This window comes from Polynucleobacter sp. MWH-UH24A (assembly GCF_018687475.1).
Lineage (GTDB): Bacteria > Pseudomonadota > Gammaproteobacteria > Burkholderiales > Burkholderiaceae > Polynucleobacter.
This window is the reverse complement of record NZ_CP061292.1, coordinates 348,667-372,335: the sequence shown is the minus strand read 5'-3', so window position 1 is coordinate 372,335 and position 23,669 is coordinate 348,667. Positions and strand designations below refer to the sequence as shown.

Genomic DNA, 23,669 nt, shown 5'->3' with positions numbered 1-23,669 from the left:
ATTTTAGCTGTGCGCACCCCCAAATCATGAGCCCCATGACCCGCTCTTTAAATCCCCAATTCAATCAAGGCACTAGGTCAGAGGAAGGCCCTGCGAGTAAGAGGCCCTACCGGGGGCGCTTTGCCCCATCACCTACGGGACCCCTTCACCTTGGCTCACTGGCGACCGCTTTAGGCAGTTGGCTCGATGCCAGAGCGCATGATGGAACATGGCTGGTTCGCATCGAAGATGTGGATGCCCCCAGAACAGTACCTGGGGCCGATCGGTTGATCTTGGATCAACTGCAAGCGTGTGGTTTGGAATGGGACGAGGCACCGGTCTGGCAATCTCAACGGACAACTCACTATCAAAACGCTCTAGAACAACTCATCACGATCGATCGCATCTATGGCTGTCAATGCTCCCGCAAGCAAATTGAAGAGGTCTTACAAAAGGAAGGTGTTCCGATTAAGCCTAATCAAGAATTGATTTACCCGGGGACGTGTCGAGAACGAAAGGTATCGATTCAAAATCATGCCTTGCGCATTCGCTTACCACACGAGTGCCAGATCAGCTTTACGGATCAAGATTTAGGTAAGCAAACCCAAGATCTTAATACGCAAGTGGGTGACTTTGTGCTACGCCGGGCCGACGAACTCTTCACCTATCAGTTAGCGGTAGTGGTCGATGATCATTTACAAGAGATCACGCATATCGTGCGAGGCGAAGATTTACTCAGCAACACCGCACGGCAAATCCATTTACAGCACTGCTTGGGTTATCAAACCCCGAGTTATTTGCATTTGCCACTCGTGACCAATGATGCTGGCGAGAAACTCAGTAAACAAACAAAAGCGACTGCAGTTGATATTGCTCACTCGGAGTCGGTTCGAGCCAGCCTCTGCCGTGCGGCAAATCACTTGGGATTACAAAATGATCCGATTGGTGGGAGTATTACGCAATGGTTAAACCTTAAGGTTCAAGAGTGGCGGGAGCGCCACATCATTTAGTTACTTTTTAGTACCGCCCAAAAGTGCCCCAAGCACTGGCTTTTTTTGATTGGCACTTGGCTTAATCGATGCACTCGTTGGTTCTTGCTTTGGTGCTGCCGCGGTTTGCCCAGGCTCATAAGGCATGTAGAAAAATGGGTCCGCTGCAATTGATTTGGAACCACTGCTTTTACTCTCACGCTCACTGGTTGGTAATCGCGCAATCGTCAGCTTGCGCTTCATAAGCTTCTCAATATCCTCGAGCAAACGCTTTTCACTATCGTCAACTAAGGCAATTGCATCACCTTTGCTTCCCGCACGCCCAGTACGCCCAATCCGATGAATGAAGTCTTCAGCGTTAAAAGGGAGTTCATGATTAATCACGCATGGCATATCCGCAATATCTAAGCCACGTGCCGCAACGTCGGTAGCCACCAAAGCATCGATTGCACCGGTCTTAAACGCTTCCAAGGTTGCCATTCGCTCGGTTTGGCTTTTATCCCCATGAATCGCAGCTGCTTTGATACCATCGCGCTCCAATGCAGTCGCTAACCGAGCACATCCCATTCGGCTATTGGTAAAGATGATGCACTGGCGACTTAATCCGGCCTTCGTACGATTCTGCAAAATCGCAACGATGGCTGAGCGCTTATGTTCGGAGGGCACCAAGTGCACTACTTGATTGACCGTATCGGCGGCGGCATTTTGCCGAGCCACTTCAATGGTCACGGGGTTACGTAAGTAGGTTTGTGCGAGCCTCTTAATCTCTGGAGAAAAGGTGGCAGAGAACAATAAGGTCTGACGTTGTGCAGGAATCAAATTGATGATCCGTTGCAGGTCAGGCAAGAAGCCCATATCCAGCATGCGATCGGCTTCATCCAATACCAAGAGTTGCACTTGCGATAGATCGGCCGTTTTACTGGTGATGTGGTCGAGTAGACGCCCGGGGGTTGCAATCAAAATCTCCACCCCCGATCGCAGCAACGCCGTCTGGGGTTTGATGTCAACACCTCCAAATACAACGGCTGTACGCAAATCAGTGAATTTGGCATAAAGGCTTGCGTTATCAGCCACCTGATCACTTAACTCCCGGGTCGGGGTCAAAATTAAGGCCCGAATGGGGTGGCGTGCGGGTGAGGTACTCGTGTTGGCCTGAGGCAAGAGCTTCTGAATAATCGGCAGGGTAAAGGCGGCGGTCTTACCAGTTCCCGTTTGGGCTGCGCCCATCACATCCCGACCTTCTAGGACGACTGGAATCGCCTTAGCCTGAATTGGAGTTGCCTGGGTATAGCCCTGCTCCTCAACTGCTTTGAGGATCTTGGGATCTAATTGGAAATCAGCAAAATTAGCGCTGGGCTCACTACCCAGATCAGGTAGGTTTGGATCGGTTTTTGTAGGCACCCCTTGATTTTACAGGGTTAAGCCCCTGGGTCTGGGGTTCGCGTGATTTACATTAGGATTTTGGCAAAATTGCCGCAATGCCGGCTCGAGCGATCCCTGCATCGTCGGCGGACTTGACACCAGAAACGCCTACCGCACCGATCGTATGACCATCTAAATCAATATTGACCCCACCTTCGAGCATACCCTTAATGTGAGGGACGGTCGCAAAAGCGGTTCGGCCGTTATTGATGATGTCCTCATACACCTTACTCTCACGTTTACCCATTGCAGATGAGCGTGCCTTGTCTTGAGCAATATAAGAAGAAACTGGAGCGCACCCATCGCGTCGAATCAGTCCCAACAAATGGCCGCCATCATCACACACGGCGATCGTGACCGCCCAGTTGTGTTTTTCGGCATGGGCATTAGCGGCATCTAAAATTTTTTGCACATCGACTTGGCGCAAATAGGGTTTATTGGCAAGCATAGTGGTCTCCTTGATATATGAGTAGTTTCTTTAGGGTCATTCTGCCATGGATTAGGGTCCTCCCCGAATTTAGCCCCAAATCAATACAATCAATTGTTTATTGATTTAAATTTGTTTGATTCATGACCACAATTGCACCCGATCCTAGCTTTACCTTAAGCAGCCTGCCACCCGAGATTTCCACCAAACTCCAACAGCACGTTGAAGGCGAGGTTTTGGTTGATGGTGCAAGTCGCGGGCGCTATGCGACCGATGCATCGATCTACCAACAATTCCCGGTAGCAGTTCTTGTTCCTAAATCGGCACACGATATTGAAGTGGCTCTTGGGGTTGCAAACGAGTCCGGCATTCCTGTTCTGCCCCGCGGTGGCGGCACCAGTCAATGCGGACAGACCACGGGCGCCGCACTCGTGATTGATAACAGCAAACACTTTCGTAAAATCCTCTCTTTCGATCTCACTGATCCAGATCATGCTACGGTGGAGGTTGAGCCCGGCATGGTGCTTGACCATCTCAATACTCACCTCAAATCCCATGGGCTTTGGTATCCGGTGGATGTCTCGACCGCTGCACAGGCCACCATTGGCGGCATGGCAGGCAATAACTCGTGTGGTAGTCGCTCGATTGCGTATGGCAATATGGTGCATAACGTTTTGGGGATTAACGCCTGGCTGGCTAATGGTGAGCTCGCTAGCTTTGGGGCATATTCCAAGAGCACAGGCCGTGCCAAAGTCTTGGGTGACTTTGTCAAACACTTGGTCGATGATCTCAAGCCCGAGATTGACGCACATTGGCCCAAAGTGATGCGCCGAGTCGCAGGTTATAACTTAGATGTCTTTCATCCCCAAAGCGAGCTGCCCTACACCTTGGATAACAGTGTCAATCTCGCCCATCTATTAGTGGGCAGTGAAGGCACCCTCGCCTACTTCAAATCCTTAACGCTCCAACTTTCGCGTCTACCCAAGCACAAGGTCTTAGGAGTCGTGAACTTTGCGAGTTTTTATCAAGCGATGGATAGCGCGCAGCACATCGTGAAATTAGGACCCACGGCGGTGGAGCTCGTTGATCGCACCATGATCGATCTTTCGCGTAACAACCCTGCGTTTCGCAAAACGATTGAGACGGCGCTCGTAGACGCCAACGCCAAAACCGTTGATGCGATTTTGCTCGTCGAGTTTAGCGGTGATGAGCATGCACCGCTTTTACAAAAACTCCAAGACCTCGATGCGCTCATGAGCGATTTGGGTCTACCTGGATCAGTCGTGATGATGCCCGACGCCGCCATGCAAAAAAACTTATGGGAAGTGCGCAAGGCGGGACTTAACATCATGATGAGCCTAAAGGGTGATGGCAAACCCGTGAGCTTTATTGAGGATTGCGCTGTACCACTTGAGTACCTAGCCGAGTACACCCAAGTCTTGACCGAGGTCTTTCGTAAGCATGGCACACGCGGCACTTGGTATGCCCATGCGTCTGTCGGCACGTTACACGTACGCCCGATTCTAGATATGCGCCGCGATGGGGCGCTCAAAATGCGCGCGATTGCCGAAGAAGCCGCTGAGCTTGTCCGTAAGTACAAAGGCGCCTTTAGTGGCGAGCATGGCGATGGTCTGTGCCGTGGCGAGTGGATCAGCTGGCAATTTGGTCCCAAGATTACCGAGGCACTTGCCAAAATCAAAACACGGTTTGACCCCAATGGGCTTCTCAATCCCGGCAAGATTGTCAATCCCCCCAAAATGGATGACAGTGCGTACTTTCGCTATCCGCCTTCCTATCAGGTCATTAATGTTCAACCAAAGCTCGATTGGTCCGCCTGGAATGTCCAAAACAATCCCGTGACCGAAGCGGTTACTGCAGCGGGCACCGGTGGCGATCCTGCGCAGGGTTTAGCCAAAGCGATTGAGATGTGCAATAACAATGGGCATTGCCGTAAATTTGATGCCGATGTGATGTGCCCAAGTTATCGCATCACCCGCAATGAAAAAGATCTCACCCGCGGTCGTGCCAACACCTTGCGGCTTGCCATCTCAGGACAAATTAGTCACACGAGTGATATACCCCCCGCCCATTTGCCACTCGCCACCCAAGCAGTGAAAGAGGTGATGGATTTGTGCGTGAGTTGCAAAGGCTGCAAACGCGAGTGCCCCACGGGCGTGGATATGGCTAAAATGAAGATTGAGTATTTGGCGCAATACAAAGAGTGCTTTGGTCATACCCTGCGTGATCGCTTGGTCGCCCACCTGCCCAACTACGCACCAGTGATTGCACGCATTCCTGCTTTGCCTGCGCTCATGAATCTACGTAATCACATCCCGCTCTTCGCCAAGATCCAGGAGTGGTTCACCGGAATTAGTGCTCAGCGCTCCTTGCCGGTCTGGAAAAGCAAGCATTTTTGGAATCAAGCACCCCTGCCATTTGCAACCCCCGAGGAACTCACCAAGCATGACAAGCGCGTCGTGCTCTTTGCCGATACCTTTAACGCCTATTTTGAGAATGAGAATCTTCACGCGGCGCTTGCTGTGTTACAAAAGTCAGGCTACGCGGTTCATGTGGCGCAACCTGCAAAAGATAAAGGTAAACAACAACCATTTTGTTGTGGTCGAACCTACTTAGCCTCTGGCATGGTCGACGAAGCGAAAACCCGACTCTCGGCTCTAGTTAATCATCTAGCACCCTATGCAAAAGAAGGGATAGCAATTGTGGGTCTAGAGCCCTCGTGCTTATTTACCTTACGCGATGAAGCGCTCACGATGGGCCTAGGTGAGCCTGCGCAAGTCGTGAGTAAGCACGCCCAACTCCTTGAAGAGTTTTTAGCCAGCGAACACAAAGCCAATCGGTTTGTGCCGAACTTCAAGGAGTCCGCTCAGCCAATTCTGGTGCATGGCCATTGCCATCAAAAAGCCTTTGCGGCAGTAAGCCCCGCCCTTGAATTACTGAAACTGATTCCGAATGCCAACCCCCAACTAATTGAATCCTCGTGCTGTGGCATGGCAGGCAGCTTCGGGTATGAGGTGGAGCATATCGAGGCTTCCAAACAAATGGCGGAACTCAGTTTATTACCACGCATTCGCAAGGAATCCAATGCAATCGTGGTTGCGGATGGTACGAGCTGTCGTCACCAAATTGCCGATGGAGCAAGCCGCGAGGCTGTGCATATTGCGAAGGTTCTAGAACAGCATCTAGTAAGCTAAAAACTAGTTCATGCTAGCTAAAACTCATGCGCACAGAGCCAAGTGCGCAATAAATCCTGAGCGAGTCTCGCCCGCTTTCTTGGCTTTTGCATCTAATCGGCTAAGCACTCTCTTCGGTAACGTAATGTTAATACGTTCAATCTCGTCGGATAGTAAAGCAGGATCGATCTCAGCAACTGCCCAAATCCAACCCTTAAATTCCTTTTTTTTCTGAAGATCAGTAATTAAGCTTGGTTTTGGAACTTCCATTCCCTTCTCAAGCGCGACTTCAATCCATAGCTCAATCGCTTCTTTTGCATTCTCGATCGCCTCATCAATTCCAGAATCAGCAGCAGAAAAGCAACCCGGTAGATCGGGTACCACAACGCCCCACGATTTTTTTAGACTACCGATCTCAATGGCAATTGGATATTTCATATTACCCACCTTTATTTATTCCAGCTTGTTTTAACAATTTCTGAACCAGCCCAATTCCTAAATCTTTTTTTGGGTGTGGCACACAAATATGTCCTAACTTCGTCGCATGAACAAAAACATGATGAGAACCTTTTGAGCTCCTTAACCTCCAACCATCGCGTAATAAAAGTTGGATGAGTTGTTTACTGGACATTCGTGTATTTTATACACATTATACACACAAAATACCTGGGGTCTTTACTTCCAAATCACCCCGATTGTGACCATCAATAAAGTACCGGTGAGCAATGCCGGCACCAAACGCCGATTGGGATTGGAAAGCATCACCCCCAAAGCCATTACGCACACGAGAATCCGCAGGTAGAGCGGTACGGTGGCCAAAAGTCCAATGGGCAAAAATATCAAGCGAATGGTGAGTGCTGCCACCATCGCATAGGTCACCGCCGAGAGCCAGCGAAAGAACTCGCTATCTTGACTCACTTGCCCCGAGAGCATTACTCCCACTGCGCGGCAGACATAGGTTCCAAGAGACGCGGCTAAGAGTGCAAGCCATGCGCCCCACCCCTGTTGAATCGCAAAGGCGGTATCGAGGTTTTGGGCTAGAGATGCTGTCACACTCATGAGGACGCCTTTCGGTCATAGCGCCGAATCCAGCGCCGATCAATCCAGTAGGCCAACGTACCGCCAATCAGTCCCGCGGTGAGTAGGCTTGTATCGCGATCGAGTAAATAACAGATGGGACCGGCAATGCTGCCAAGAAGAATGGCTAAGCGATAGCCACTCACCTTAATCTCAGTAAAGGTAAGTAAGAAAAAAAGGGGATTAATAAAGATGAGGCCCAAAGTAATGGGCATCGGCACTGAACCCGCAATTAAAAATCCCACAATCGTTCCCGGTACTGAAATCAACCAGCACAAGATCCCAAGCCCCACAAAGTAACTTAGGCGATGTTTAGATTCAATCGTTTGGAATTCTTTCAAAGAAACCGCCCACGCGGTCATCGCTAAAAGGTGCACTTTGGCATAGAGCGCCTTATTGCGATCGCGCTCATGGAGCATCGGAAAGAGGGTCGCGGTCATAGTCACAAAGCGGGTGGCGGTGAGCGTGGTCGCCAGCGCAATGGTGAGTGATGAGGCACCCACCAAAATCATCTCGAGCATCACAATCTGGCCTGGCAGTGCAAACATTAAAAAGCTCGTTGCCGTGGTAAACCACAGATCAAAGCCATTGGTGCGCCCCATCGCCCCAAAGCCCACCATTCCGGCAAAAAGCACCATCGCTGGCGCTCCACGGCCATCCCGCACCCCACTCCAAAAGGCATCGTGCGTGCTGGTAAAGCGTGAGGTCGCTACTGAATCGGTCGATGCATCAATCTCTGACTGATGCGACTCAAGCGGATCCATTTCGGTGGCAATACGATCGCCTGTGTGCTCAGCGCGTTTCGCTAGTAAATCATTTGGGTCGGTGGGTGAAGTGCTCATGATGAATCAACGCTATTTTAGCGGTCCAACCGTTCGGTACCTTGTGAGCTATCTTGACTCAGCGCCCAAGTGATGTGCTCGGCGACCAAGGGACTCGCGCTCGGTAACGCGTCTTGTAAGTGACAAATGATCTCTCTCTTTACTTCATCATCGAGGTTCGATGCCAAGGCGTTACCCAGAGCTACCGCCAGGTTGCGTCGCCAGCGCTCATAGCCAATTCGCAAAATGGCGCTACCCGCATGGCGCTCCATAAATTGCGCCTCGCTCCAGCTCCAGAGCTCCAGTAATGAGGCGCTTCCCAAGTGATGACGTTCTGCAAAGTCTGGAACGGTCGAGAGCTGGGCGTATTTATTCCAAGGGCATACGAGTTGGCAATCATCGCAGCCATAAACGCGATTTCCTATGGCACTACGAAACTCCACTGGAATTGCGTCGTGATGCTCAATTGTTAAATACGAAATACAACGCCGCGCATCGAGTTGATAGGGGGCAACAATCGCCTTTGTGGGGCAAATATCCATACACGCTTGGCACGAGCCACAATGCGCCTCCACTGGCGCATCGATGGGCAGCGGGATATTGACGAGGATTTCGCCTAAGAAGAAAAACGACCCGGAGTCGCGGTTCAAAAGCAAAGTGTGCTTGCCCCGCCAGCCCAAGCCAGCTTTGCGGGCCAACTCCACTTCCATGAGCGGTGCAGAATCGGTAAAGACGCGGTATTCCAAGGAATGACTCAATCCACTGAACGCCGCTTGTAGTTTTTCTTCCAGCTCCATAGCTAAGCTTTGTAAGCGCGAGCGAATCACCTTGTGATAGTCCCGCCCTCTGGCATAGAGTGAAATCACCGCTTGATCACTCTCCAAGAGACGCTTCTCTTCACACTGAAGGATTTGCTCGACTGAAGACACGCCTATCTCATGCGGCTCATGCTGCTCATGAAACTTACTTCGCTCACTTAAATACGGCATGGTGAGGCAAATGCTACGAATTGCGCCTGGCTCTAAGCGACTGGGGTCGGAACGCAGATCCTTATGGCGCTCCATATAGGCCATCTGGCCATGACGACCCTCCTCTAACCACTCTACTAAATGAGGGTGGGCATGACTGACATCGGTATCGGTAATGCGCACTTGCAAAAAGCCCAACTCCTTGGCACGGGTATTGAGCCATGCGCGCAACGCTCCCCAGTGGGTGTGCAATTCTTGCGAAAATGCGTGAGAATGCATGGGCAATTTAGAATCCATCCCTAAATGAGAGTGAACGCACGAGGTCATGACGCGCTTGGCAATAAACCATACGATCCATTGTAAAGATGAGAAGACTACTGCAAAGGCAGTACAAATGCTCGCCAATGCAATCCTCGGGTTTTATGCCTCTACCTCTGAAAAACCTCAATCACTCTTTATGAGTCTTCATGGGGATCTGGGAGCGGGCAAAACCACCGCCACCCGTTACCTCCTTCAAGCGATGGGCTATGGGGGGAAAGTCAAAAGTCCGACCTATAGCCTGTGTGAAGAGCACATTTTGGATTTGCCCAATCAAGCACTCCACGTCTTTCACTTTGATCTCTACCGCATGCAAAGCCCAGCCGAATGGGTCGACGCTGGTCTCTTAGAGCACTTCACGCATTCCGAGTATCCGACGTTGTGCATCATTGAGTGGCCAGAGAAAGCCGAACACACGCTTCCCACCATGGATCTGGCGATCACCCTGATTCATCCCCATGAGACTGAATCGGAACTGGCGAGAACGGTAGCGATTGCTGCACAAAGCTCAAAGGGTGAAGCCGTCCTTCAATCGCTCAACGCTGATTCATGAATCAATCCATGAACCCCAAACGTCGCCAGGTCATCTCACAAGGCCTGCAATCGATGGGCTCACTGGGTGCGCTTTACCTCTTACTGACTGAGAGTGAACTGGTCCAAGCGAATAGTGGCGCCAAACTCTTAGGGGTGCGGATCTGGCCCTCGGAGGACTACACGCGCATTACTTTAGAGTCGGATAAGTCGCTGCCCATTTCTCATCAACTACTCACAGGTCCTGATCGACTGGTCGTTGACATTGATGGCTTAGAACTCAATCCTACCCTCAAAGACTTAGTCGCGAAGGTCAAACCCAATGATCCCTATGTGGCGCAAATTCGGGTGGGGCAATTTCAACCGACCGTGGTACGACTCGTATTTGATCTCAAAGAAGCAGTCAAGCCCCAGCTCTTTACCCTAGAACCTATTGCCGAGTATCAATACCGCTTGATCTTTGATCTCTACCCCACCAACCCGCCCGATCCGCTCATGCAACTTGTCAAAGAGTCGGCCAGAAAAGAGAAGTTACTGGCAGAAGAACAGGCGAAAAATCCAAAAGGGATGGCTACGGAAGAAGATCCGATTGCGGCCTTTGCCAAGAAAGATGCTACCCCCAGTAAAAAGAGTGGTCCCAGTACCGCTCAACAAAGTCCACAAAGCACACCCAGCGCCACCACTGCTAACACCCAGCGCATTCCATTTAAGCGCTTAATTACCGTGGCGCTTGACCCCGGTCACGGGGGCGAAGATCCTGGGGCGATTGGTGTGCGAGGGTCGCACGAGAAAAACATCGTTCTTTCGATTGCCAAGCGCCTAAAGAACAAAATCGATCAAGAAGACTCGATGCGGCCCTTTTTAACCCGCGATGGTGATTACTTTGTGCCCCTGCACCGCCGCGTCTTTAAAGCACGGCAAGTGGAGGCTGATTTATTTATTTCCATTCATGCGGATGCGTTTATTCAGCCGCATGCCAAGGGGGCCTCAGTATTTGCCCTTTCGCAACAAGGGGCGACGAGCTCCGCTGCCCGCTGGATGGCGAATAAAGAAAATGCCTCGGATCTGATTGGTGGCATCAACATTAAAACCAAAGATAAGCAAGTCGCGCATTTACTCCTTGATATGTCAACCACTGCGCAGATCAACGATTCTTTGCAGGTGGGCAACTCGGTGCTTCGCAATATTGGTAACTTTGCGCCACTGCATAAGAACCAAGTCGAGCAAGCCGGCTTTGCGGTCTTAAAAGCCCCCGACATTCCCTCGATCCTGATCGAGACCGCGTTTATTAGCAATCCCCAAGAAGAAAAAAAGCTCAATGATGAGAACTATCAGGAGCGGATTGCGGAGGCAATTTTGGCGGGGATCAAGGATTACTTTGCCAAGAACCCGCCGGTGGCCAGGCGCGGCTAAGGAGAACTGGGCATTGGTGAAGGTAAGTTACATGGCGGAATTAAAGGGTCAGATAGCCTTTTCACATCTTGCTATAATCTTGGTTTTGCCAAAGTAATGAATTAAAGCGGTTTTCATGCAGTGTTCTCATTTGGCAAATTCCTTGCTTATTCAGTATTGAATCTAGCAACACCACACTGGGTCGGTAGCTCAGTCGGTAGAGCAGCGGACTTTTAATCCGTTGGTCGCGAGTTCGAGTCTCGCCCGACCCACCATCGTCAAAAGGTATGTCCGATGTCCATTTCGTTTGGAACGAATTATGACTTAGCGCGTACAGTACTGGGATACCCAGCGCACAACTACTTTTTTCACGCCATCGTAACTGAGGGGATCAACCCGCTGGGGTGCGGGTTCGGTAAAGGTTTTGTCCACATAGGAACTCACCGCTGCCGAGACCGGGTTTTTGTCAGGCGCACAAATACTCTGAAATGTGAGCGTTACCACCACAAAAACAATAAGTAGCACGGCAATCAGGATTCGAAAGGTTCGATGGTCCATGGTCGCTTGACTCTCACTAATCCTAGTTCACCTAGAGCGCTGGTATTTTTTTGAGATCCACCTGAATCGTTGCGCCATATTGGTCGGACAAACCAATCACCGAACGAATCGGCAGATTGCGCCCTTGCGAAAACCAAATCTCAAACGTTGCCGTATCGTCTTTGGAGGTGGTTTTATAAAAGCGTTGGGCCTTGATTTTTTTCCCATCGATCGGGAACTCCCACACTTCGGCAGGCACCAAGGTGTAGCGCTTCACGGAGCGCGCATCACTCACCTGATAAGTCACGGGCTTCGTCGGTAGCGCTCGATCGATAAATTGATAGCCCACACTCACTAAATCAATTAATGATCCTTCCAAAGGAGTGCTACCGGTGGGACTGCGAAACGAGCCCTTATAAAAGGTAATGGTTTTTTTAGGGGGTTCATAGCGACTAATCAGCAGATCCGTATTGCCACGCTTTTCCTGATATACCAAGGACACGAGGCCCGAGGGACTGACGCTGCCCTGGGATTCGCGTACCAAGCGCTGGCCGCCCAGAGCAGTCGACATCCCCGCAATCAGATTCCCCACCGAGGTAATTTGATAGGTGCCGCCCGTAAATTTCACTTGATCAACGATATTGGCTACCTGCACACTGCCAGAGAGGACGGTGAAGACCTTCTCATAGGGACTCGGTTGCTCGTTCATTTTTTTGAGGTAGGCGGCGCGCTTACTCGCGTCCACACTGAGCTTGAGCTCATACTCAAAATTAGTATTGAGATCTTTAGGCGCTTGGGCCATCACTATCGACGCGCTAATGGCCCAAAGAAAAAATAGAGTCGATAGTTTTATTAAAGGTGCCATTTCATTCAATTATTAATAACATTCATTTCAAGCGAAAAGAGGCTAATATTAATTAGCTTTAAGCAATTAAGGAACTTTTGAATTTTACAAAAATTTAGAGACTGTTATTCGCACTCGGTACTTTGGGTCAATCGCAACTTATACCGCAGATCAATTGACAAGGCATTTCGTTTTGCAAAATGCCTTATCCACGCATCAACCCGAATCATTCATTACGATGATTCCGCGGCGCCCTCACCCTCCATCACTGTTTGAACATTCTGCGCCGATTTTGTCACTTGGGGTAGTGTCAGCGTTTTGGATAATTGCTCGTGCTGATCCATGAGCGCCAAGCCCTGAAAGCCCTTCAAAAGACGATTTTGTAGACTCACCGCATAGCGATTACTCTTATCCCAATCAATTAGTTCACGGACCTTAGCGCTTCGTAACCCGGCAATAATCATTTCATAGCGCTCGGGGTCTTGCGCCCAAATCAAATGGTCGCGATACTTCTCCGCAATTTCGGAGACAGCAGCACCCAAATTCAAACCCGGAGTGGCGAGTCGGTAGCGCTGACCCAACACTGCCAAAAAAGAGGTATTTTGGCGTTGACCCTCCATAATGTAGGCGTAGGCTTGGGGATATTGTGAAGCGATTTGTGCGGCCAATTGATCCGAAAAATGCTTTTGCAGGTGCTTGAGTTCGCAATACGCCATGTGAACCTGGACTGCAAACCCTTTGGTTTCGTCGGCATCTTCGGCAAAATACCAGCTGGGCATATTCATCGCTAAAAGCGGGTTCATACCCGCTGCCTTTGCAAAGGCTTGGGCCATATCCAAGGATTGCATCGCGCCTTCGATGATATTGCGCTCAGCGAGCATTTGCCGCTCGATGCCCAAGTAGGCTTGCTCAATGGTTCGCAAGAACATTAAACGCGATGGGTCCTGAGCGCCCCATTGCTCTGCCAAGGCCTCAAACTGCGCTTGCTTTGCAGAAATGTCCTCGCTGGGTAAATAGCCTTGAGTAAAAATCGCTGCTTTTTGGGCATTTTTGCTTGAGACTCGTTTGCCCTCTTCCGTTTTTGGACCGGTTTGGGGATTCATTAATGTACTCATATAAAACTCCTATCAAAAGTGAGTTCTCACCATGAAAACTCTGCAACCGATTCTGATTGGAGTAAACGGTTTTATACCCCCCGTTAAATCACCGCCCCGCGCACCACGGAAAACCCAGAATCGACCATGCATTTTTTGCGATAGGCGCGAAATTCCTCCAAATGATCCTCGATCTTGCCAATGCCTTCACGCATCAAAACTGCCGTTGCGAAGCGCACAAAGGGGCTCAAAGGGTAATTTTTATTATTAATGGTTGGATATTTACGAAAAGCCGCCGTCCAAGCCCGAAATACACCTGAAATCAGCAAGGCGCGCAACATGGCCTCAGATGGCCTACCTTTGCCTCGTTTGGATGTCAAATCCTCCGGACGCAATTTAGTCCCGCCTAACCGGGTCCGATACACCCGGCATTGACGCACCGAACGAACGATGGTTCTCTCCGCCAGGGCTCGTGTTGCATAGGGAAACTTAGCCTGTGCGATATCGGCACGCACTTGCTGACGAATATTTTTAGGGTTGACTAAAGCCATCTCTAATACCTCCTATTGATCATTCAAATTTTCAGAATCGGGCCGATGTACTGCGCAACCCGCTCATCGGCCGTAATTAAAGTGATATCCTCAACCCAAGCTTGCGCAATTAACATCCGATCAAACGGATCTTTGTGGTGATTGGCTAACGCGCGGGTAAACACGGCATGATCGCTACCAATCGGTAGCTCCTCGTATTCGTTTTCTAATAAGGCTTGGCGAAACTGCATCACGTCAATCTTAAAATCCTCCCGGTTTAAATCCTGCTTGATGGCAATCTCCCAAATACTGGCTGCACTAAAATACAACTGGTTTTGAGGATCCTGCAATTGTGCGCGTACCGACGGGCTTATTTTTTCGGGGTGAGCTGCTGCCCATAAGAGAACATGGGTGTCGAGTAAGTATTTCATACTCGCCCACTAAACAGTTGAGTAATTTTGTCTTCGCCCATGCGATCAAAATCGTCAGGGATAGCAATCTGGTTTTTAAAAAATCCCATGCGCTCATTTTTTTGAGCAGCTGGGGCATTAATCCGCACCACCTTAACCATGGGTTTACCGGCCTTGGAAATAATGAAACTGTCGCCTTTTTCGACCACATCCTCGACCAATCGAGAAAGTTTGGTTTTGGCTTCGTGGATATTAATTTTTTGCATTATTAGTGGCCTTACGATTTTGACTTAGTTTAATAAACTTAGTTTATTATAGCATGTAAATTGATATCATCAATCTCATTTTCAGATAAATTTTTATATCAATGAAATCAATGGATTAGGGTCGCCACCGAACTCCTGCCCCTGACTCTGGGGTGCCGATGAATTCAATTCCAGCTTCTTCAAAAGCGCTTTGAACTGACTGCAGCGTCTGAATCTTTCCAGCGGGCACTCCTTCCGAAGCTTCAAAGCGCATTAATGCTGAGATTCCAACTCCAGACTTTTTGGATAAATCATCGCGAGACCAATCAAGCATAGCTCGAGCGCCTCTAATTTGAGCACTTGTAATCAAACTAAATATATCCTAAAATGAATTAAATTAGTTCATTAAAGAACTAATTTTTTATAAAAAGGAACTTAAAAATGCTTAATAATCAAGATTTTACACACAATCGCGCTGCTTTCCTAGGTGGGAGCGATATTGGGGCGATTCTCGGAGTCTCCAAGTACCGCTCGGCCATAGACGTGTGGCTGGAGAAGACGGGTAAGCGCGTGGATACCAAAGATAGTTTTGCCATGCGCTTTGGTTCATTTGCCGAATCCTTTATTGCCGATGAATATACGTTCCTCACGGGTGAGAATCTGCTTGAGTATTCACAAGGTCTAGTTCATCCCAACTACTCATTTTGCGTGGGGCATATTGATCGCTTTGTATTGGAGAACAAAGAGTTACCCCTCTTTCATTCTGACGGAGGTCTTAATGCGAAAAAGCTCTTGGAATGCAAAACGGCTAACCACTACAGTCAGGGTGATTGGGGTGAACCGGGGACGGACGCCATTCCCCTACCCTACCTCTGTCAATGCTTATGGTACTTAGGGATTACTAATCTAGCGGAGATCGATGTCGCTGTTCTTTTAGGAGGGTCGGATTTGCGGATCTATACGATTACTCGAGATGTTGAGCTTGAGTCCTTATTATTTGAGAAAGCTGCTCTCTTTTGGACTGAGCATATTCAAAAAGACATTCCACCCAAACCCCAATCGATTGCCGATTGCCAAGCGCTCTTTCAAAGAAGTTGTTCGGGTAAATCAATGGAAGCTAACCCGCAGACGATCGCCTTAATCCAAGAGCTAAAAGCCTTGGAGTCCCAAACCCATGCTGAGGAGGAGCAAATCAATAGCATTAAGCAGCAACTCATGGAAACCATGTCGGACGCCGAAGTGCTTACTTACCTAGGTAAACCTATAATTACTTGGAAAGTTCCGAAAGTTTCCTATCGGATTGATACCAAACGCTTGGGTCTAGAGCATCCTGAACTCATCAAGGCTTACCAAAGTCCAATTCAGAGTAGTAGGCGCTTTGTGGTAAAGGATTTACCCGAGGAGCTGATGCCGCATGAACCAATCCTTGAGGAAAAAGTAATGGAAGGGGTGGCTTTATGAAGAGAGTCTCCATTCTAGATTTACCCGAGGATCTTTTGGATGGGGATCAATCTCATCGGCCCAGCGAACCCACACTGGATACATTGGTGACGAAGGTGGCCAATACCCTTGCGATAACCTCCCAGGAACTCAGTCATTGGGCCAAGGAAGCTGTGGTTCCCGAGGAGGCCTTGAAATTGATCTTAAGAACCGCTTTACGCTTTAAGCTCAGCCCCCTACTAGGTCAGATTGATTGGGAACTTAATCTGGATGGCGGCTATGAAGTCTACATTCCGATTGATGGCTGGGTTGCCATGATCCATCGAGAACCCAATTTTAAAGGACTCACCTTTAGCCAAGCCACTGAGACCGAAGAGGGCATTCCTATTTGGATGGAGTGCTCCATCTATCGCGCAGATCTCATCCAGCCAATTACCGTTCGGGAATACTACACAGAACTCAAAACCGATCATCCCATCTGGATGCAGATGCCCAGGCGAATGTTGCGACATAAAACCCTACAACAGTGTGCACGTCTCGCGTTTGGAATTAGTGTGCCGGAACTAAAAATACCGAACGCACCAGCAATCATGGAGAAGCCAACAATGGTGCGCGTAGGTCATAGCGCGCTTAATCGTAAAGAGCTGCTGAGACAAAAAATAGGATAGATAAGTTTAGTCTGATACATCACATATACAAGCAATCCACTAGTGAGGAGATCCATATCGATTAGAAATTAAAAAAAGGGCTGTTACTCGAAGCGAGTGAGCTTTGCATAAGATTGAATATTTGATAGAGATTCACGCAACGAGTAAGTATGTATTTGACAATCCACTCATTGGAAATGATTAATAGATTCAATGAGAGAATTCATATGCAAAATAAAATAGGCGCATTGAATTTTTTGTAGCCAGAATCGTTAGATTCGGATAGCCCATAAATATTGAAACACAAAACCGTTAATGAGCGCATGGGCTCAAAGAATTTTTTAATAAAATATTGAAAATTATTTAAAACCGAAAACATCATGATCTATAGCTACTCTCATATATAGCGAGATCTTGGTACAAAATCATCACTAAGTGGCGTACTCATAATTTTGGTTATTCCCCTTCTCATTCAGCCTCTCTGTATCAGGGTTAGGCTTGTAGCCGGGTACTAACTTTTTAAGCATATCTCTGATTAACTCAGAATCAGATGAATCCAAAGCCAATTTCAATCTTTCTAACTCTTGCTGTAACTCATCCCACGGTAAAAAATCTTCATGCGCCTTCATTATTTTTGGATGGGCAGTCGGTTGTGGATTATCACCAATCAGAAGCTCTTCATAGAGCTTCTCACCAGGGCGCAATCCGATCACTTTTATCTCAATATTACCCTGAGGGTGGCTTTCATCTTTAACCAAATGGCCTGACAGATAGATCATGTTGACGGCTAAATCATAAATTCGAACTGGCTCGCCCATATCCAGCACAAAAACATCACCCCCCGTAGCCATTGAACTTGCTTGAATCACCAACTGCGCCGCCTCGGGGATCGTCATGAAATACCGCGTAACGTCAGGATGAGTCAGAGTAACGGGGCCGCCAGCAGCAATTTGCGCATTAAATAGTGGAGCAACAGATCCAGATGAGCCAAGTACATTTCCAAAACGGACCATTGAAAATTTAGTTTTGTGGCCATCTATAGGGGCACAATTTTGCATTGCTTGCAGTACTAGTTCTGCGATACGCTTACTTGCACCCATGATATTTGTTGGCCTAACAGCCTTATCGGTACTCACCAGAACAAAATTAGGTACCCCACATTCTAAGCTTGCCTGGGCACAAGCTAATGTTCCAAAAACATTATTGCGAATACCTTCAGAAGGATTGTCTTCCACCAATGTAACGTGCTTGTACGCTGCCGCATGAAAGACTATAAATGGTTGATAAGTCTTAAAAATGTTCAGCAAGAGATTACTATCGCGCACAGAGGCCAAGCATGGCTCTAGTCTGGGCAATGAAGTTAGATCCAGGACAGCACTTTCATTACTATTTTCATTTGAAAGATCATTTTTTAGACTAGTGAGCTTTCTTTTTAATTCTTCATATATTAAATAAAGAGAATGCTCACTACTGTCAAGCAGAACTATGGTTTTAGGAGAAAAATTAATAATTTGGCGACATAGTTCACTACCAATAGAACCGCCCGCCCCAGTTACTAAAATCACTTGACCGCGAATGTTCTTTTCCAATAATTCTATATCGGGATTGACGGCTACCCTTCCGAGGAGATCATTCATATCTAAGTCATGTAGATCAGAAATTCGTACTCGGCCAGAGGCTAGATCAATTAGACTGGGCAAAGTCCGTACACGAACACTGAATCCATTTAATGAGGCAATGATTTCTCTCCTACGATCTTGACTAACAGAAGGAATCGCAAGAAATACGTCTGTAATACCTAATCGACGAATCAAATCCTGCAGGTTGCTGTTTCGATAGACAGTAATACCATTAATCGATCTCCCCTGCAAATGAACATCATCATCGATAAAGCCTTTAATTAAAAACTCTTTATTATTAGTTAAGACTGATGCTAATTGACGTCCAGCAGAACCAGCCCCATAAATTAGCCCAATGGACTGGGCCCTTTGATTAGAATCTTGAAAATTTCTGCTATCGCTTAACCAATACCGGACCAGATATCGGGTAATGCCAACCCCAAAAAACAATAACATTGGCTGAATAATCCCTATTGATCTTGGAACTCCATCCACGCCATAGAGTGTGAAAATACCGAAAAATAAGCCGGCATAAATGATAAAAACACGTATGATGGAAATAAAAGCAACTGTACCAATATATCTAAAAATAGCACGATATAGTTCAAAGGAGATAAAGAGGGGGAATGCTAATCCAATAACAACAAGGAACACAATCCACTGGTGACCCTGAAAATACCCCCAATTATCCTCACGCAGTCCAAACGCAAGCCACACACTCAATCCGCAAATGATAAAGTCTAAAAAAACTACTAAAGTTCTCTTAACTAAACGTGGTAGATTAAGCAGAAAATGCTTGAATATATTATTGAACATAAATTAATTATAAATTAGATATTCAAGTGGAATATAAAGTATTTCATCAAATTTATTAAAGTAAAAGCATTATCAAACTATCTGAAGCTTGGGTATTACCCAAACAACTAAAAAGATAATGAATGATTGTAAAACCAGCTGTTTTATTCTGGAAATTTAATATTATTAAGAAAGCACGGTAAGCAAATTAGATTTTGGTCAAATCAAAAAATATTTGGGAATGATAGTATCCGAAAGTATCGTTATACTGTTTTTTATTAATTGATTTTAGAGTTACTTTGTAGTTTGCTCAAAATACTGCTACTTTCAGGACTTCTCAATCTAGCATAACAATTCTTAGCTTTAGAACACTAATTGCATTATCTAGACTTTGTAATATAACAACAAAACAATGCCATATTGAGTTGAGTTTAATTATGCTTGAAGCTGCTATAGAGTTAATTTGATTATCTTAAGTATGCGTCACCAATCTTGTGAGCTCTGATCTGCTTTGCGGGCGAACCGTAAACAACTTGATTATTTGGCAAGTCTTTATTTAAGTAACTATTAGCCCCAATAACACAATCGTCTCCTATTTTTAATCCGTGTTTAATTGTTGCGCCAATAGAAATGGCAGAACGTTGTCCTATTATTACCATTCCTCCAGTTACAGCTGCAGGCCCTAATGAAGAATAGTTAAGCATGAGGCAGTCGTGGTCTATTGACGCTTGTGTATTGATTAAACAAAACATACCAACATTTGAGTTCGGGCCAATAACAGCTTTGGGCATTATAACTGACCCATCGCCAATGTTAGTAAAAAATGAAATAACTGCTGTCGAATGAACTAAAGGGGGGAAATAGAGGTTAGGTGTTGCTGCAATTAGCTCATTGTATTTTTTTTCTCTTACAGCATTATCCCCAATAGCTATTGCAAAGCTGTAGTTGTTAGTATTGTCAATCGCAGTTATATCTTCTATGATTTTATAACCTAATAAATCCAACCCTTTTCTATTTTTATCAACAAAGTACTTTATTGTGTATCCAGCAGATAAGGCAACATTTGCAACACTTACAGCGTGTCCACCCGCTCCAAATATTATAAGCGGTCGTAAGTGAGGTACATTACTAGCATTAGAGTTACTCTCTCTCTTACCATTCATTGCCTATCCTTTAATTATCATATTTGTATCTACTTTAATTGTGCGATCTGTAGCATAAGGTTTTTGTTTTTTGTTGTACAGCATTAAATTTTAGGTTTTTATAGTTTAGTAATTGTAATAGGTTACGTAAAGGTATGCTGCTACTATACATAACAAAAAGTCACGCAAAATATATATAAAATTATTTCGTAGTCTTAAATACTAAATTTTTACTATTCAACTAATGCGCGGGGCTAACAATTAAAACTTTCACTTATCTAACTGGAATTTCAGATAAAATCTCATGAAGTGTTAAATGCATAAGCTGAAGAAATTCAGCGACAAATAGTTGTAGAAAAAAATTAACATGTTAAGGCTTTGAAAAGAGTAAAGTGCCTTTGTAATATTTTGGGATGCTGAAAGGCGCCCTTGTCAATGGACGCAGTGAAAAATGAATATTCAATTTTTTTCTCATGCTTGTTTTTCAATTGAGAACGAGGAGGTCATCCTTCTTAATGATCCTTATTTAAATGGAACGGCATTTAATAATGGATGGGACTTGATCGTAGATGATGTTGTATTTGATCGATTTTCAGAAAAAAAATTATTTATCTATTATTCACACGAGCATCCAGATCACTTTTCAATTCCTTTTTTAAAATCAATAAACAATGAAATCCGAAGTTATATTACGATAGTTTTTCAGAAAACTCGTGATGGTAGAGTTAAGTCTTTTCTTGAAAGTCAAGGCTTTATGGTATTAGAACTCGAAAATAGAGAGAGAGTTCAAATTTCAAACGGCTTTTTTATCACTATTGGGCAAGTACCATTCTATGACTCATGGGCCCTTATAGAAGTGGATGGCAAAAAGATTCTTAACGCTAACGACTGTATCCTAGAAACGCCAGATCGAGTACAAGATATAAAGGAGACAACTGATTCCGTTGATATTCTTTTTACTCAATTTTCGTATGCAAACTGGGTTGAGGGTGGATCACTTGACGGAACAAGCAGAGCATTATTGGCGAATGAAAAACTACAGCGCATTAAAATACAATCTGATGTTTTAAGACCAGATTTTATTGTGCCATTTGCAAGTATGGTTAGATTTTGTCATACTGAAAATTCATATATGAATGATGAAATAAATACACCAGATAAAACTGTAGAGTTTATCAATCGTTATACAGATTCTGATCCATTTCTAATGGTGCCCTATGAAAATTGGGATGGCGTAAGCTCGAAATGCAATCTATCAGCAATTCAGTTTTGGAATGTAGCTTATAAAAAAGCATTAAATAGGCCGCTCCTTGAACCTAAAAATTTTTATGACTTTCCTAAATTAAAGTCCGTTTGTGAGGAAATGTGTCTAAGAGTGAGAATGCGGAACAATAAAGTGTTAATTTTTCTGTTATGTATATTCGAACTTCTGCCCAGTCAAAATATAAAAATTACTGATTTAAATTGTTATGTTAATTTTAGTTGGCGACGCGGTCTCAAGATAACTAATCGAGAAAAAAAACAACAATATTGTGAAATGTCATCTGAATCATTGTATTTTTTATTTAAATTTGATTTTGGAATAGATACACTTAATGTGAATGCAAGATTTGCAGGGTCCTTAGCACAAAAAAAATCTCTCATACGTACATTTTCCCCATTGGCCTTAAATAATACGGGTCGTTTTATTACATTTTCTGAGCTTCTATCAATCCTTTCTGAACCTGCCTTCATTAAGCAAGGGCTTAGGACGGTAGGACTGAAACGATAAAATTTTATTTATTTAGTATCTGCTTGCTTTTTCCATAACAATATTTATAGCGTTACAAGTCTCAAGAACTTCATAATTGGTTAATGTTGGATGAACCAAAAACACTAATGATGTTTCGCCTAATTCCTTTGCAATTGGCAACCTATCCTTAGGACGCCAACTGGTACCATCAAAGGCCTTCTCAAGATAAACTTCTGAACACGAACCCTGAAAACAAGGCACACCAAGAGCGTTAATCTCTTCAATTATTCTATCCCGCGACCAGCCATCTGCTAACATTTCTAGATTCACATAGCAATAACACTTGTATTGTGCATGAATAGATTTATTATTATGATTCTCAAACACCGGTACACGTAAAGCAGGATGCTTTTTACATGTATCCCATATTGCAATAGCATTTTTTGTTCGCTTAGCATTCCAATCAGACATTCTTTTGAGCTGAATACGTCCAATAACAGCTTGCATTTCTAGCATTCGCCAGTTAGTGCCAAACGACTCGTGTAACCATCGGAAACCTGGTGGATGTGTTCGGCTGTAAATAGCATCATAACTTTTTCCATGATCCTTAAATGACCACATTTTCGACCATAGTTCATGGTTGTTTGTAGTTACCAATCCACCCTCACCACCCGTTGTCATAATCTTGTCCTGACAAAAACTCCAGGCACCAATGTCCCCAAAACTACCTACAGATCTACCCTTATATCGAGCACCATGAGCTTGGGCACAATCCTCAATTACCTTGAGGCCATATTTTGATGCCAAATCGATTATCTGATCCATATCACACGGATAGCCGCCCAAATGAACTGGAATAATTGCCTTGGTCTTGGGTGTAATTACATGAGCAATTGAATCTGCAGATATACAACCACTATTGAAGTCAACATCAGCAAATATAGGTGTGGCGCCTGCATTAACAACACATGAAACACTTGCAATAAATGTACGGGGAGTTACGATAACCTCATCCCCAGATCCAATACCTAGTGCTTTTAATGCCAAATCTAAAGCCAATGTTCCATTCGCTAAGGCAATTGCGTGACTAACACCGCACCAAGCAGCAAACTCTTTTTCAAATTCACGGCATTCATCACCAGTCCAATAATTGACCTTATTGCTTAATAAGACAGCATGTACTGAATTAGCCTCTTCAGCAGTAAAATGTGGCCATTGCCAGAGTGATGAATCAATCATGCTTTATTCCAGTATTGTTATTTGATACTTTTCTTTGAACTTATAAAGAATGTTCAGCTATCCCCAATGTTCTTATTTATATATATTCCTACATAAATAATATTCGAATTCATAACTTACACCCCTGAGATGGTGGTTAATCTGATACAAAAAAATTAGCATCTCTTACCAAAAAATCTCCCCGAACTGGTAATCGATCAAATTTGCACAAGCTCTCGTTTGATCATGGCTCAATAACGAGTAAGATATCACAGTATTTAGATCGTCAATCTTTACATTA

24 protein-coding genes and 1 tRNA gene are annotated in these 23,669 nt (G+C 45.7%); 8 read left to right on the top strand and 17 right to left on the bottom strand.

All coding sequences use genetic code 11. From position 1 onward, the window contains the following. The first annotated feature begins 26 nt into the window (after positions 1 to 26). Positions 27 to 989: a tRNA glutamyl-Q(34) synthetase GluQRS gene (gluQRS, locus tag ICV32_RS01965; RefSeq protein WP_251371899.1), complete on the top strand. Its 963-nt coding sequence runs from the start codon at positions 27 to 29 to the stop codon at positions 987 to 989. Here gluQRS and ICV32_RS01960 read toward each other — a convergent pair whose 3' ends face one another. Both ICV32_RS01960 and ICV32_RS01955 read right to left on the bottom strand, forming a co-directional pair. Further along, a complete protein-coding gene (locus ICV32_RS01960) occupies positions 990 to 2,336 on the bottom strand; it encodes a DEAD/DEAH box helicase (RefSeq protein ID WP_251371958.1) in 1,347 nt (448 codons plus the stop codon). An 85-nt stretch (positions 2,337 to 2,421) separates the two neighbouring features. After that, entirely contained in the window at positions 2,422 to 2,838 is a 417-nt protein-coding gene (locus ICV32_RS01955; RefSeq protein WP_215371487.1) for a heme-binding protein, read from the bottom strand. 122 nt (positions 2,839 to 2,960) lie between these two features. Here ICV32_RS01955 and ICV32_RS01950 point away from each other — a divergent pair, with 122 nt between their 5' ends. Beyond that, positions 2,961 to 6,029, top strand: coding sequence for an FAD-binding and (Fe-S)-binding domain-containing protein (locus tag ICV32_RS01950; protein ID WP_215371485.1), 3,069 nt, complete (start codon positions 2,961 to 2,963; stop codon positions 6,027 to 6,029). A 24-nt stretch (positions 6,030 to 6,053) separates the two neighbouring features. Here the strand turns inward: ICV32_RS01950 and ICV32_RS01945 are convergent, their stop codons facing one another. The 5 genes from ICV32_RS01945 to queG are packed head-to-tail and all read right to left on the bottom strand — an operon-like array spanning position 6,054 to position 9,153. Then, positions 6,054 to 6,446, bottom strand: a complete 393-nt coding sequence (locus ICV32_RS01945) for a type II toxin-antitoxin system HicB family antitoxin (protein ID WP_215371483.1) — start codon at positions 6,444 to 6,446, stop codon at positions 6,054 to 6,056. A gap of 1 nt (position 6,447) precedes the next feature. After that, positions 6,448 to 6,639 (bottom strand): type II toxin-antitoxin system HicA family toxin, encoded by a 192-nt coding sequence (locus ICV32_RS01940; protein WP_215371482.1) that lies wholly within the window; start codon positions 6,637 to 6,639, stop codon positions 6,448 to 6,450. 44 nt (positions 6,640 to 6,683) lie between these two features. Beyond that, positions 6,684 to 7,067 (bottom strand): AzlD domain-containing protein, encoded by a 384-nt coding sequence (locus ICV32_RS01935; protein WP_215371480.1) that lies wholly within the window; start codon positions 7,065 to 7,067, stop codon positions 6,684 to 6,686. Next, complete coding sequence (locus ICV32_RS01930) at positions 7,064 to 7,927, bottom strand: AzlC family ABC transporter permease (RefSeq protein ID WP_251371898.1); 864 nt, start codon at positions 7,925 to 7,927, stop codon at positions 7,064 to 7,066. The genes ICV32_RS01935 and ICV32_RS01930 overlap by 4 nt, the downstream gene beginning before the upstream one ends. Before the next feature lie 17 nt (positions 7,928 to 7,944). Continuing rightward, a complete protein-coding gene (gene queG / locus ICV32_RS01925) occupies positions 7,945 to 9,153 on the bottom strand; it encodes a tRNA epoxyqueuosine(34) reductase QueG (protein WP_215371478.1) in 1,209 nt (402 codons plus the stop codon). 46 nt (positions 9,154 to 9,199) lie between these two features. Here queG and tsaE point away from each other — a divergent pair, with 46 nt between their 5' ends. The 3 genes from tsaE to ICV32_RS01910 all read left to right on the top strand — a co-directional run bounded on the left by tsaE (position 9,200) and on the right by ICV32_RS01910 (position 11,390). Beyond that, positions 9,200 to 9,745, top strand: a complete 546-nt coding sequence (gene tsaE, locus ICV32_RS01920) for a tRNA (adenosine(37)-N6)-threonylcarbamoyltransferase complex ATPase subunit type 1 TsaE (protein WP_215371476.1) — start codon at positions 9,200 to 9,202, stop codon at positions 9,743 to 9,745. Positions 9,746 to 9,753: 8 nt separating this feature from the next. Next, positions 9,754 to 11,136 carry an N-acetylmuramoyl-L-alanine amidase gene (locus ICV32_RS01915; RefSeq protein ID WP_215371474.1) on the top strand — a complete coding sequence of 461 codons (1,383 nt, stop codon included), beginning with the start codon at positions 9,754 to 9,756 and terminating at the stop codon, positions 11,134 to 11,136. A 178-nt stretch (positions 11,137 to 11,314) separates the two neighbouring features. Continuing rightward, positions 11,315 to 11,390 (top strand) — tRNA-Lys (locus ICV32_RS01910). 49 nt (positions 11,391 to 11,439) lie between these two features. Here ICV32_RS01910 and ICV32_RS01905 read toward each other — a convergent pair. From ICV32_RS01905 to ICV32_RS01875, 7 genes are all read right to left on the bottom strand, one after another. Beyond that, complete coding sequence (locus tag ICV32_RS01905) at positions 11,440 to 11,673, bottom strand: hypothetical protein (protein WP_215371473.1); 234 nt, start codon at positions 11,671 to 11,673, stop codon at positions 11,440 to 11,442. A 31-nt stretch (positions 11,674 to 11,704) separates the two neighbouring features. After that, the gene (locus ICV32_RS01900; protein WP_215371471.1) at positions 11,705 to 12,517 is read right to left on the bottom strand and encodes a hypothetical protein; all 813 of its coding nucleotides are present in this window, start codon (positions 12,515 to 12,517) and stop codon (positions 11,705 to 11,707) included. 212 nt (positions 12,518 to 12,729) lie between these two features. Further along, the gene (locus tag ICV32_RS01895; protein WP_215371470.1) at positions 12,730 to 13,611 is read right to left on the bottom strand and encodes a hypothetical protein; all 882 of its coding nucleotides are present in this window, start codon (positions 13,609 to 13,611) and stop codon (positions 12,730 to 12,732) included. Between the two features lie 83 nt (positions 13,612 to 13,694). Further along, a complete protein-coding gene (locus tag ICV32_RS01890; protein ID WP_215371469.1) occupies positions 13,695 to 14,141 on the bottom strand; it encodes a hypothetical protein in 447 nt (148 codons plus the stop codon). Positions 14,142 to 14,164: 23 nt separating this feature from the next. Continuing rightward, a complete protein-coding gene (locus ICV32_RS01885) occupies positions 14,165 to 14,551 on the bottom strand; it encodes a type II toxin-antitoxin system VapC family toxin (RefSeq protein WP_215371467.1) in 387 nt (128 codons plus the stop codon). After that, positions 14,548 to 14,796 (bottom strand): type II toxin-antitoxin system Phd/YefM family antitoxin, encoded by a 249-nt coding sequence (locus tag ICV32_RS01880; protein ID WP_215371466.1) that lies wholly within the window; start codon positions 14,794 to 14,796, stop codon positions 14,548 to 14,550. Before ICV32_RS01880 ends, ICV32_RS01885 begins: the two co-directional genes overlap by 4 nt. A 115-nt stretch (positions 14,797 to 14,911) precedes the next feature. After that, positions 14,912 to 15,109, bottom strand: coding sequence for a hypothetical protein (locus ICV32_RS01875; RefSeq protein ID WP_215371465.1), 198 nt, complete (start codon positions 15,107 to 15,109; stop codon positions 14,912 to 14,914). Positions 15,110 to 15,216: 107 nt separating this feature from the next. Here ICV32_RS01875 and ICV32_RS01870 point away from each other — a divergent pair, with 107 nt between their 5' ends. Both ICV32_RS01870 and ICV32_RS01865 read left to right on the top strand, forming a co-directional pair. Then, the gene (locus ICV32_RS01870) at positions 15,217 to 16,236 is read left to right on the top strand and encodes a YqaJ viral recombinase family protein (RefSeq protein WP_215371463.1); all 1,020 of its coding nucleotides are present in this window, start codon (positions 15,217 to 15,219) and stop codon (positions 16,234 to 16,236) included. Next, entirely contained in the window at positions 16,233 to 16,883 is a 651-nt protein-coding gene (locus tag ICV32_RS01865) for a recombinase RecT (protein ID WP_215371462.1), read from the top strand. The genes ICV32_RS01870 and ICV32_RS01865 overlap by 4 nt, the downstream gene beginning before the upstream one ends. A 410-nt stretch (positions 16,884 to 17,293) precedes the next feature. On the opposite strand, the gene ICV32_RS01860 is transcribed toward ICV32_RS01865, so the two are convergent. Both ICV32_RS01860 and ICV32_RS01855 read right to left on the bottom strand, forming a co-directional pair. After that, complete coding sequence (locus ICV32_RS01860; RefSeq protein WP_215371461.1) at positions 17,294 to 19,297, bottom strand: nucleoside-diphosphate sugar epimerase/dehydratase; 2,004 nt, start codon at positions 19,295 to 19,297, stop codon at positions 17,294 to 17,296. 446 nt (positions 19,298 to 19,743) lie between these two features. Continuing rightward, complete coding sequence (locus ICV32_RS01855) at positions 19,744 to 20,439, bottom strand: acetyltransferase (protein ID WP_215371459.1); 696 nt, start codon at positions 20,437 to 20,439, stop codon at positions 19,744 to 19,746. 430 nt (positions 20,440 to 20,869) lie between these two features. Here ICV32_RS01855 and ICV32_RS01850 point away from each other — a divergent pair, with 430 nt between their 5' ends. After that, entirely contained in the window at positions 20,870 to 22,189 is a 1,320-nt protein-coding gene (locus ICV32_RS01850) for an MBL fold metallo-hydrolase (protein WP_215371458.1), read from the top strand. Positions 22,190 to 22,201: 12 nt separating this feature from the next. Here the strand turns inward: ICV32_RS01850 and ICV32_RS01845 are convergent, their stop codons facing one another. Further along, on the bottom strand, positions 22,202 to 23,389 hold the full coding sequence (locus tag ICV32_RS01845) for a DegT/DnrJ/EryC1/StrS aminotransferase family protein (protein WP_215371456.1): 1,188 nt from the start codon (positions 23,387 to 23,389) through the stop codon (positions 22,202 to 22,204). Positions 23,390 to 23,669: the final 280 nt, after the last annotated feature.

Coding starts and splice junctions, on each gene's coding strand:
- ICV32_RS01930 (WP_251371898.1), bottom strand. CDS start 7,927: ATGAGCACTTCACCCACCGACCCAAATGATTTACTAGCGAAACGCGCT.
- ICV32_RS01860 (WP_215371461.1), bottom strand. CDS start 19,297: ATGTTCAATAATATATTCAAGCATTTTCTGCTTAATCTACCACGTTTA.
- ICV32_RS01855 (WP_215371459.1), bottom strand. CDS start 20,439: ATGAATGGTAAGAGAGAGAGTAACTCTAATGCTAGTAATGTACCTCAC.
- ICV32_RS01915 (WP_215371474.1), top strand. CDS start 9,754: ATGAACCCCAAACGTCGCCAGGTCATCTCACAAGGCCTGCAATCGATG.
- ICV32_RS01865 (WP_215371462.1), top strand. CDS start 16,233: ATGAAGAGAGTCTCCATTCTAGATTTACCCGAGGATCTTTTGGATGGG.
- ICV32_RS01955 (WP_215371487.1), bottom strand. CDS start 2,838: ATGCTTGCCAATAAACCCTATTTGCGCCAAGTCGATGTGCAAAAAATT.
- queG (WP_215371478.1), bottom strand. CDS start 9,153: ATGCATTCTCACGCATTTTCGCAAGAATTGCACACCCACTGGGGAGCG.
- ICV32_RS01880 (WP_215371466.1), bottom strand. CDS start 14,796: ATGCAAAAAATTAATATCCACGAAGCCAAAACCAAACTTTCTCGATTG.
- ICV32_RS01940 (WP_215371482.1), bottom strand. CDS start 6,639: ATGTCCAGTAAACAACTCATCCAACTTTTATTACGCGATGGTTGGAGG.
- ICV32_RS01895 (WP_215371470.1), bottom strand. CDS start 13,611: ATGAGTACATTAATGAATCCCCAAACCGGTCCAAAAACGGAAGAGGGC.
- ICV32_RS01850 (WP_215371458.1), top strand. CDS start 20,870: ATGAATATTCAATTTTTTTCTCATGCTTGTTTTTCAATTGAGAACGAG.
- gluQRS (WP_251371899.1), top strand. CDS start 27: ATGAGCCCCATGACCCGCTCTTTAAATCCCCAATTCAATCAAGGCACT.
- ICV32_RS01890 (WP_215371469.1), bottom strand. CDS start 14,141: ATGGCTTTAGTCAACCCTAAAAATATTCGTCAGCAAGTGCGTGCCGAT.
- ICV32_RS01945 (WP_215371483.1), bottom strand. CDS start 6,446: ATGAAATATCCAATTGCCATTGAGATCGGTAGTCTAAAAAAATCGTGG.
- ICV32_RS01885 (WP_215371467.1), bottom strand. CDS start 14,551: ATGAAATACTTACTCGACACCCATGTTCTCTTATGGGCAGCAGCTCAC.
- ICV32_RS01900 (WP_215371471.1), bottom strand. CDS start 12,517: ATGGCACCTTTAATAAAACTATCGACTCTATTTTTTCTTTGGGCCATT.
- ICV32_RS01935 (WP_215371480.1), bottom strand. CDS start 7,067: ATGAGTGTGACAGCATCTCTAGCCCAAAACCTCGATACCGCCTTTGCG.
- ICV32_RS01950 (WP_215371485.1), top strand. CDS start 2,961: ATGACCACAATTGCACCCGATCCTAGCTTTACCTTAAGCAGCCTGCCA.
- ICV32_RS01875 (WP_215371465.1), bottom strand. CDS start 15,109: ATGCTTGATTGGTCTCGCGATGATTTATCCAAAAAGTCTGGAGTTGGA.
- ICV32_RS01870 (WP_215371463.1), top strand. CDS start 15,217: ATGCTTAATAATCAAGATTTTACACACAATCGCGCTGCTTTCCTAGGT.
- ICV32_RS01905 (WP_215371473.1), bottom strand. CDS start 11,673: ATGGACCATCGAACCTTTCGAATCCTGATTGCCGTGCTACTTATTGTT.
- tsaE (WP_215371476.1), top strand. CDS start 9,200: ATGACGCGCTTGGCAATAAACCATACGATCCATTGTAAAGATGAGAAG.
- ICV32_RS01845 (WP_215371456.1), bottom strand. CDS start 23,389: ATGATTGATTCATCACTCTGGCAATGGCCACATTTTACTGCTGAAGAG.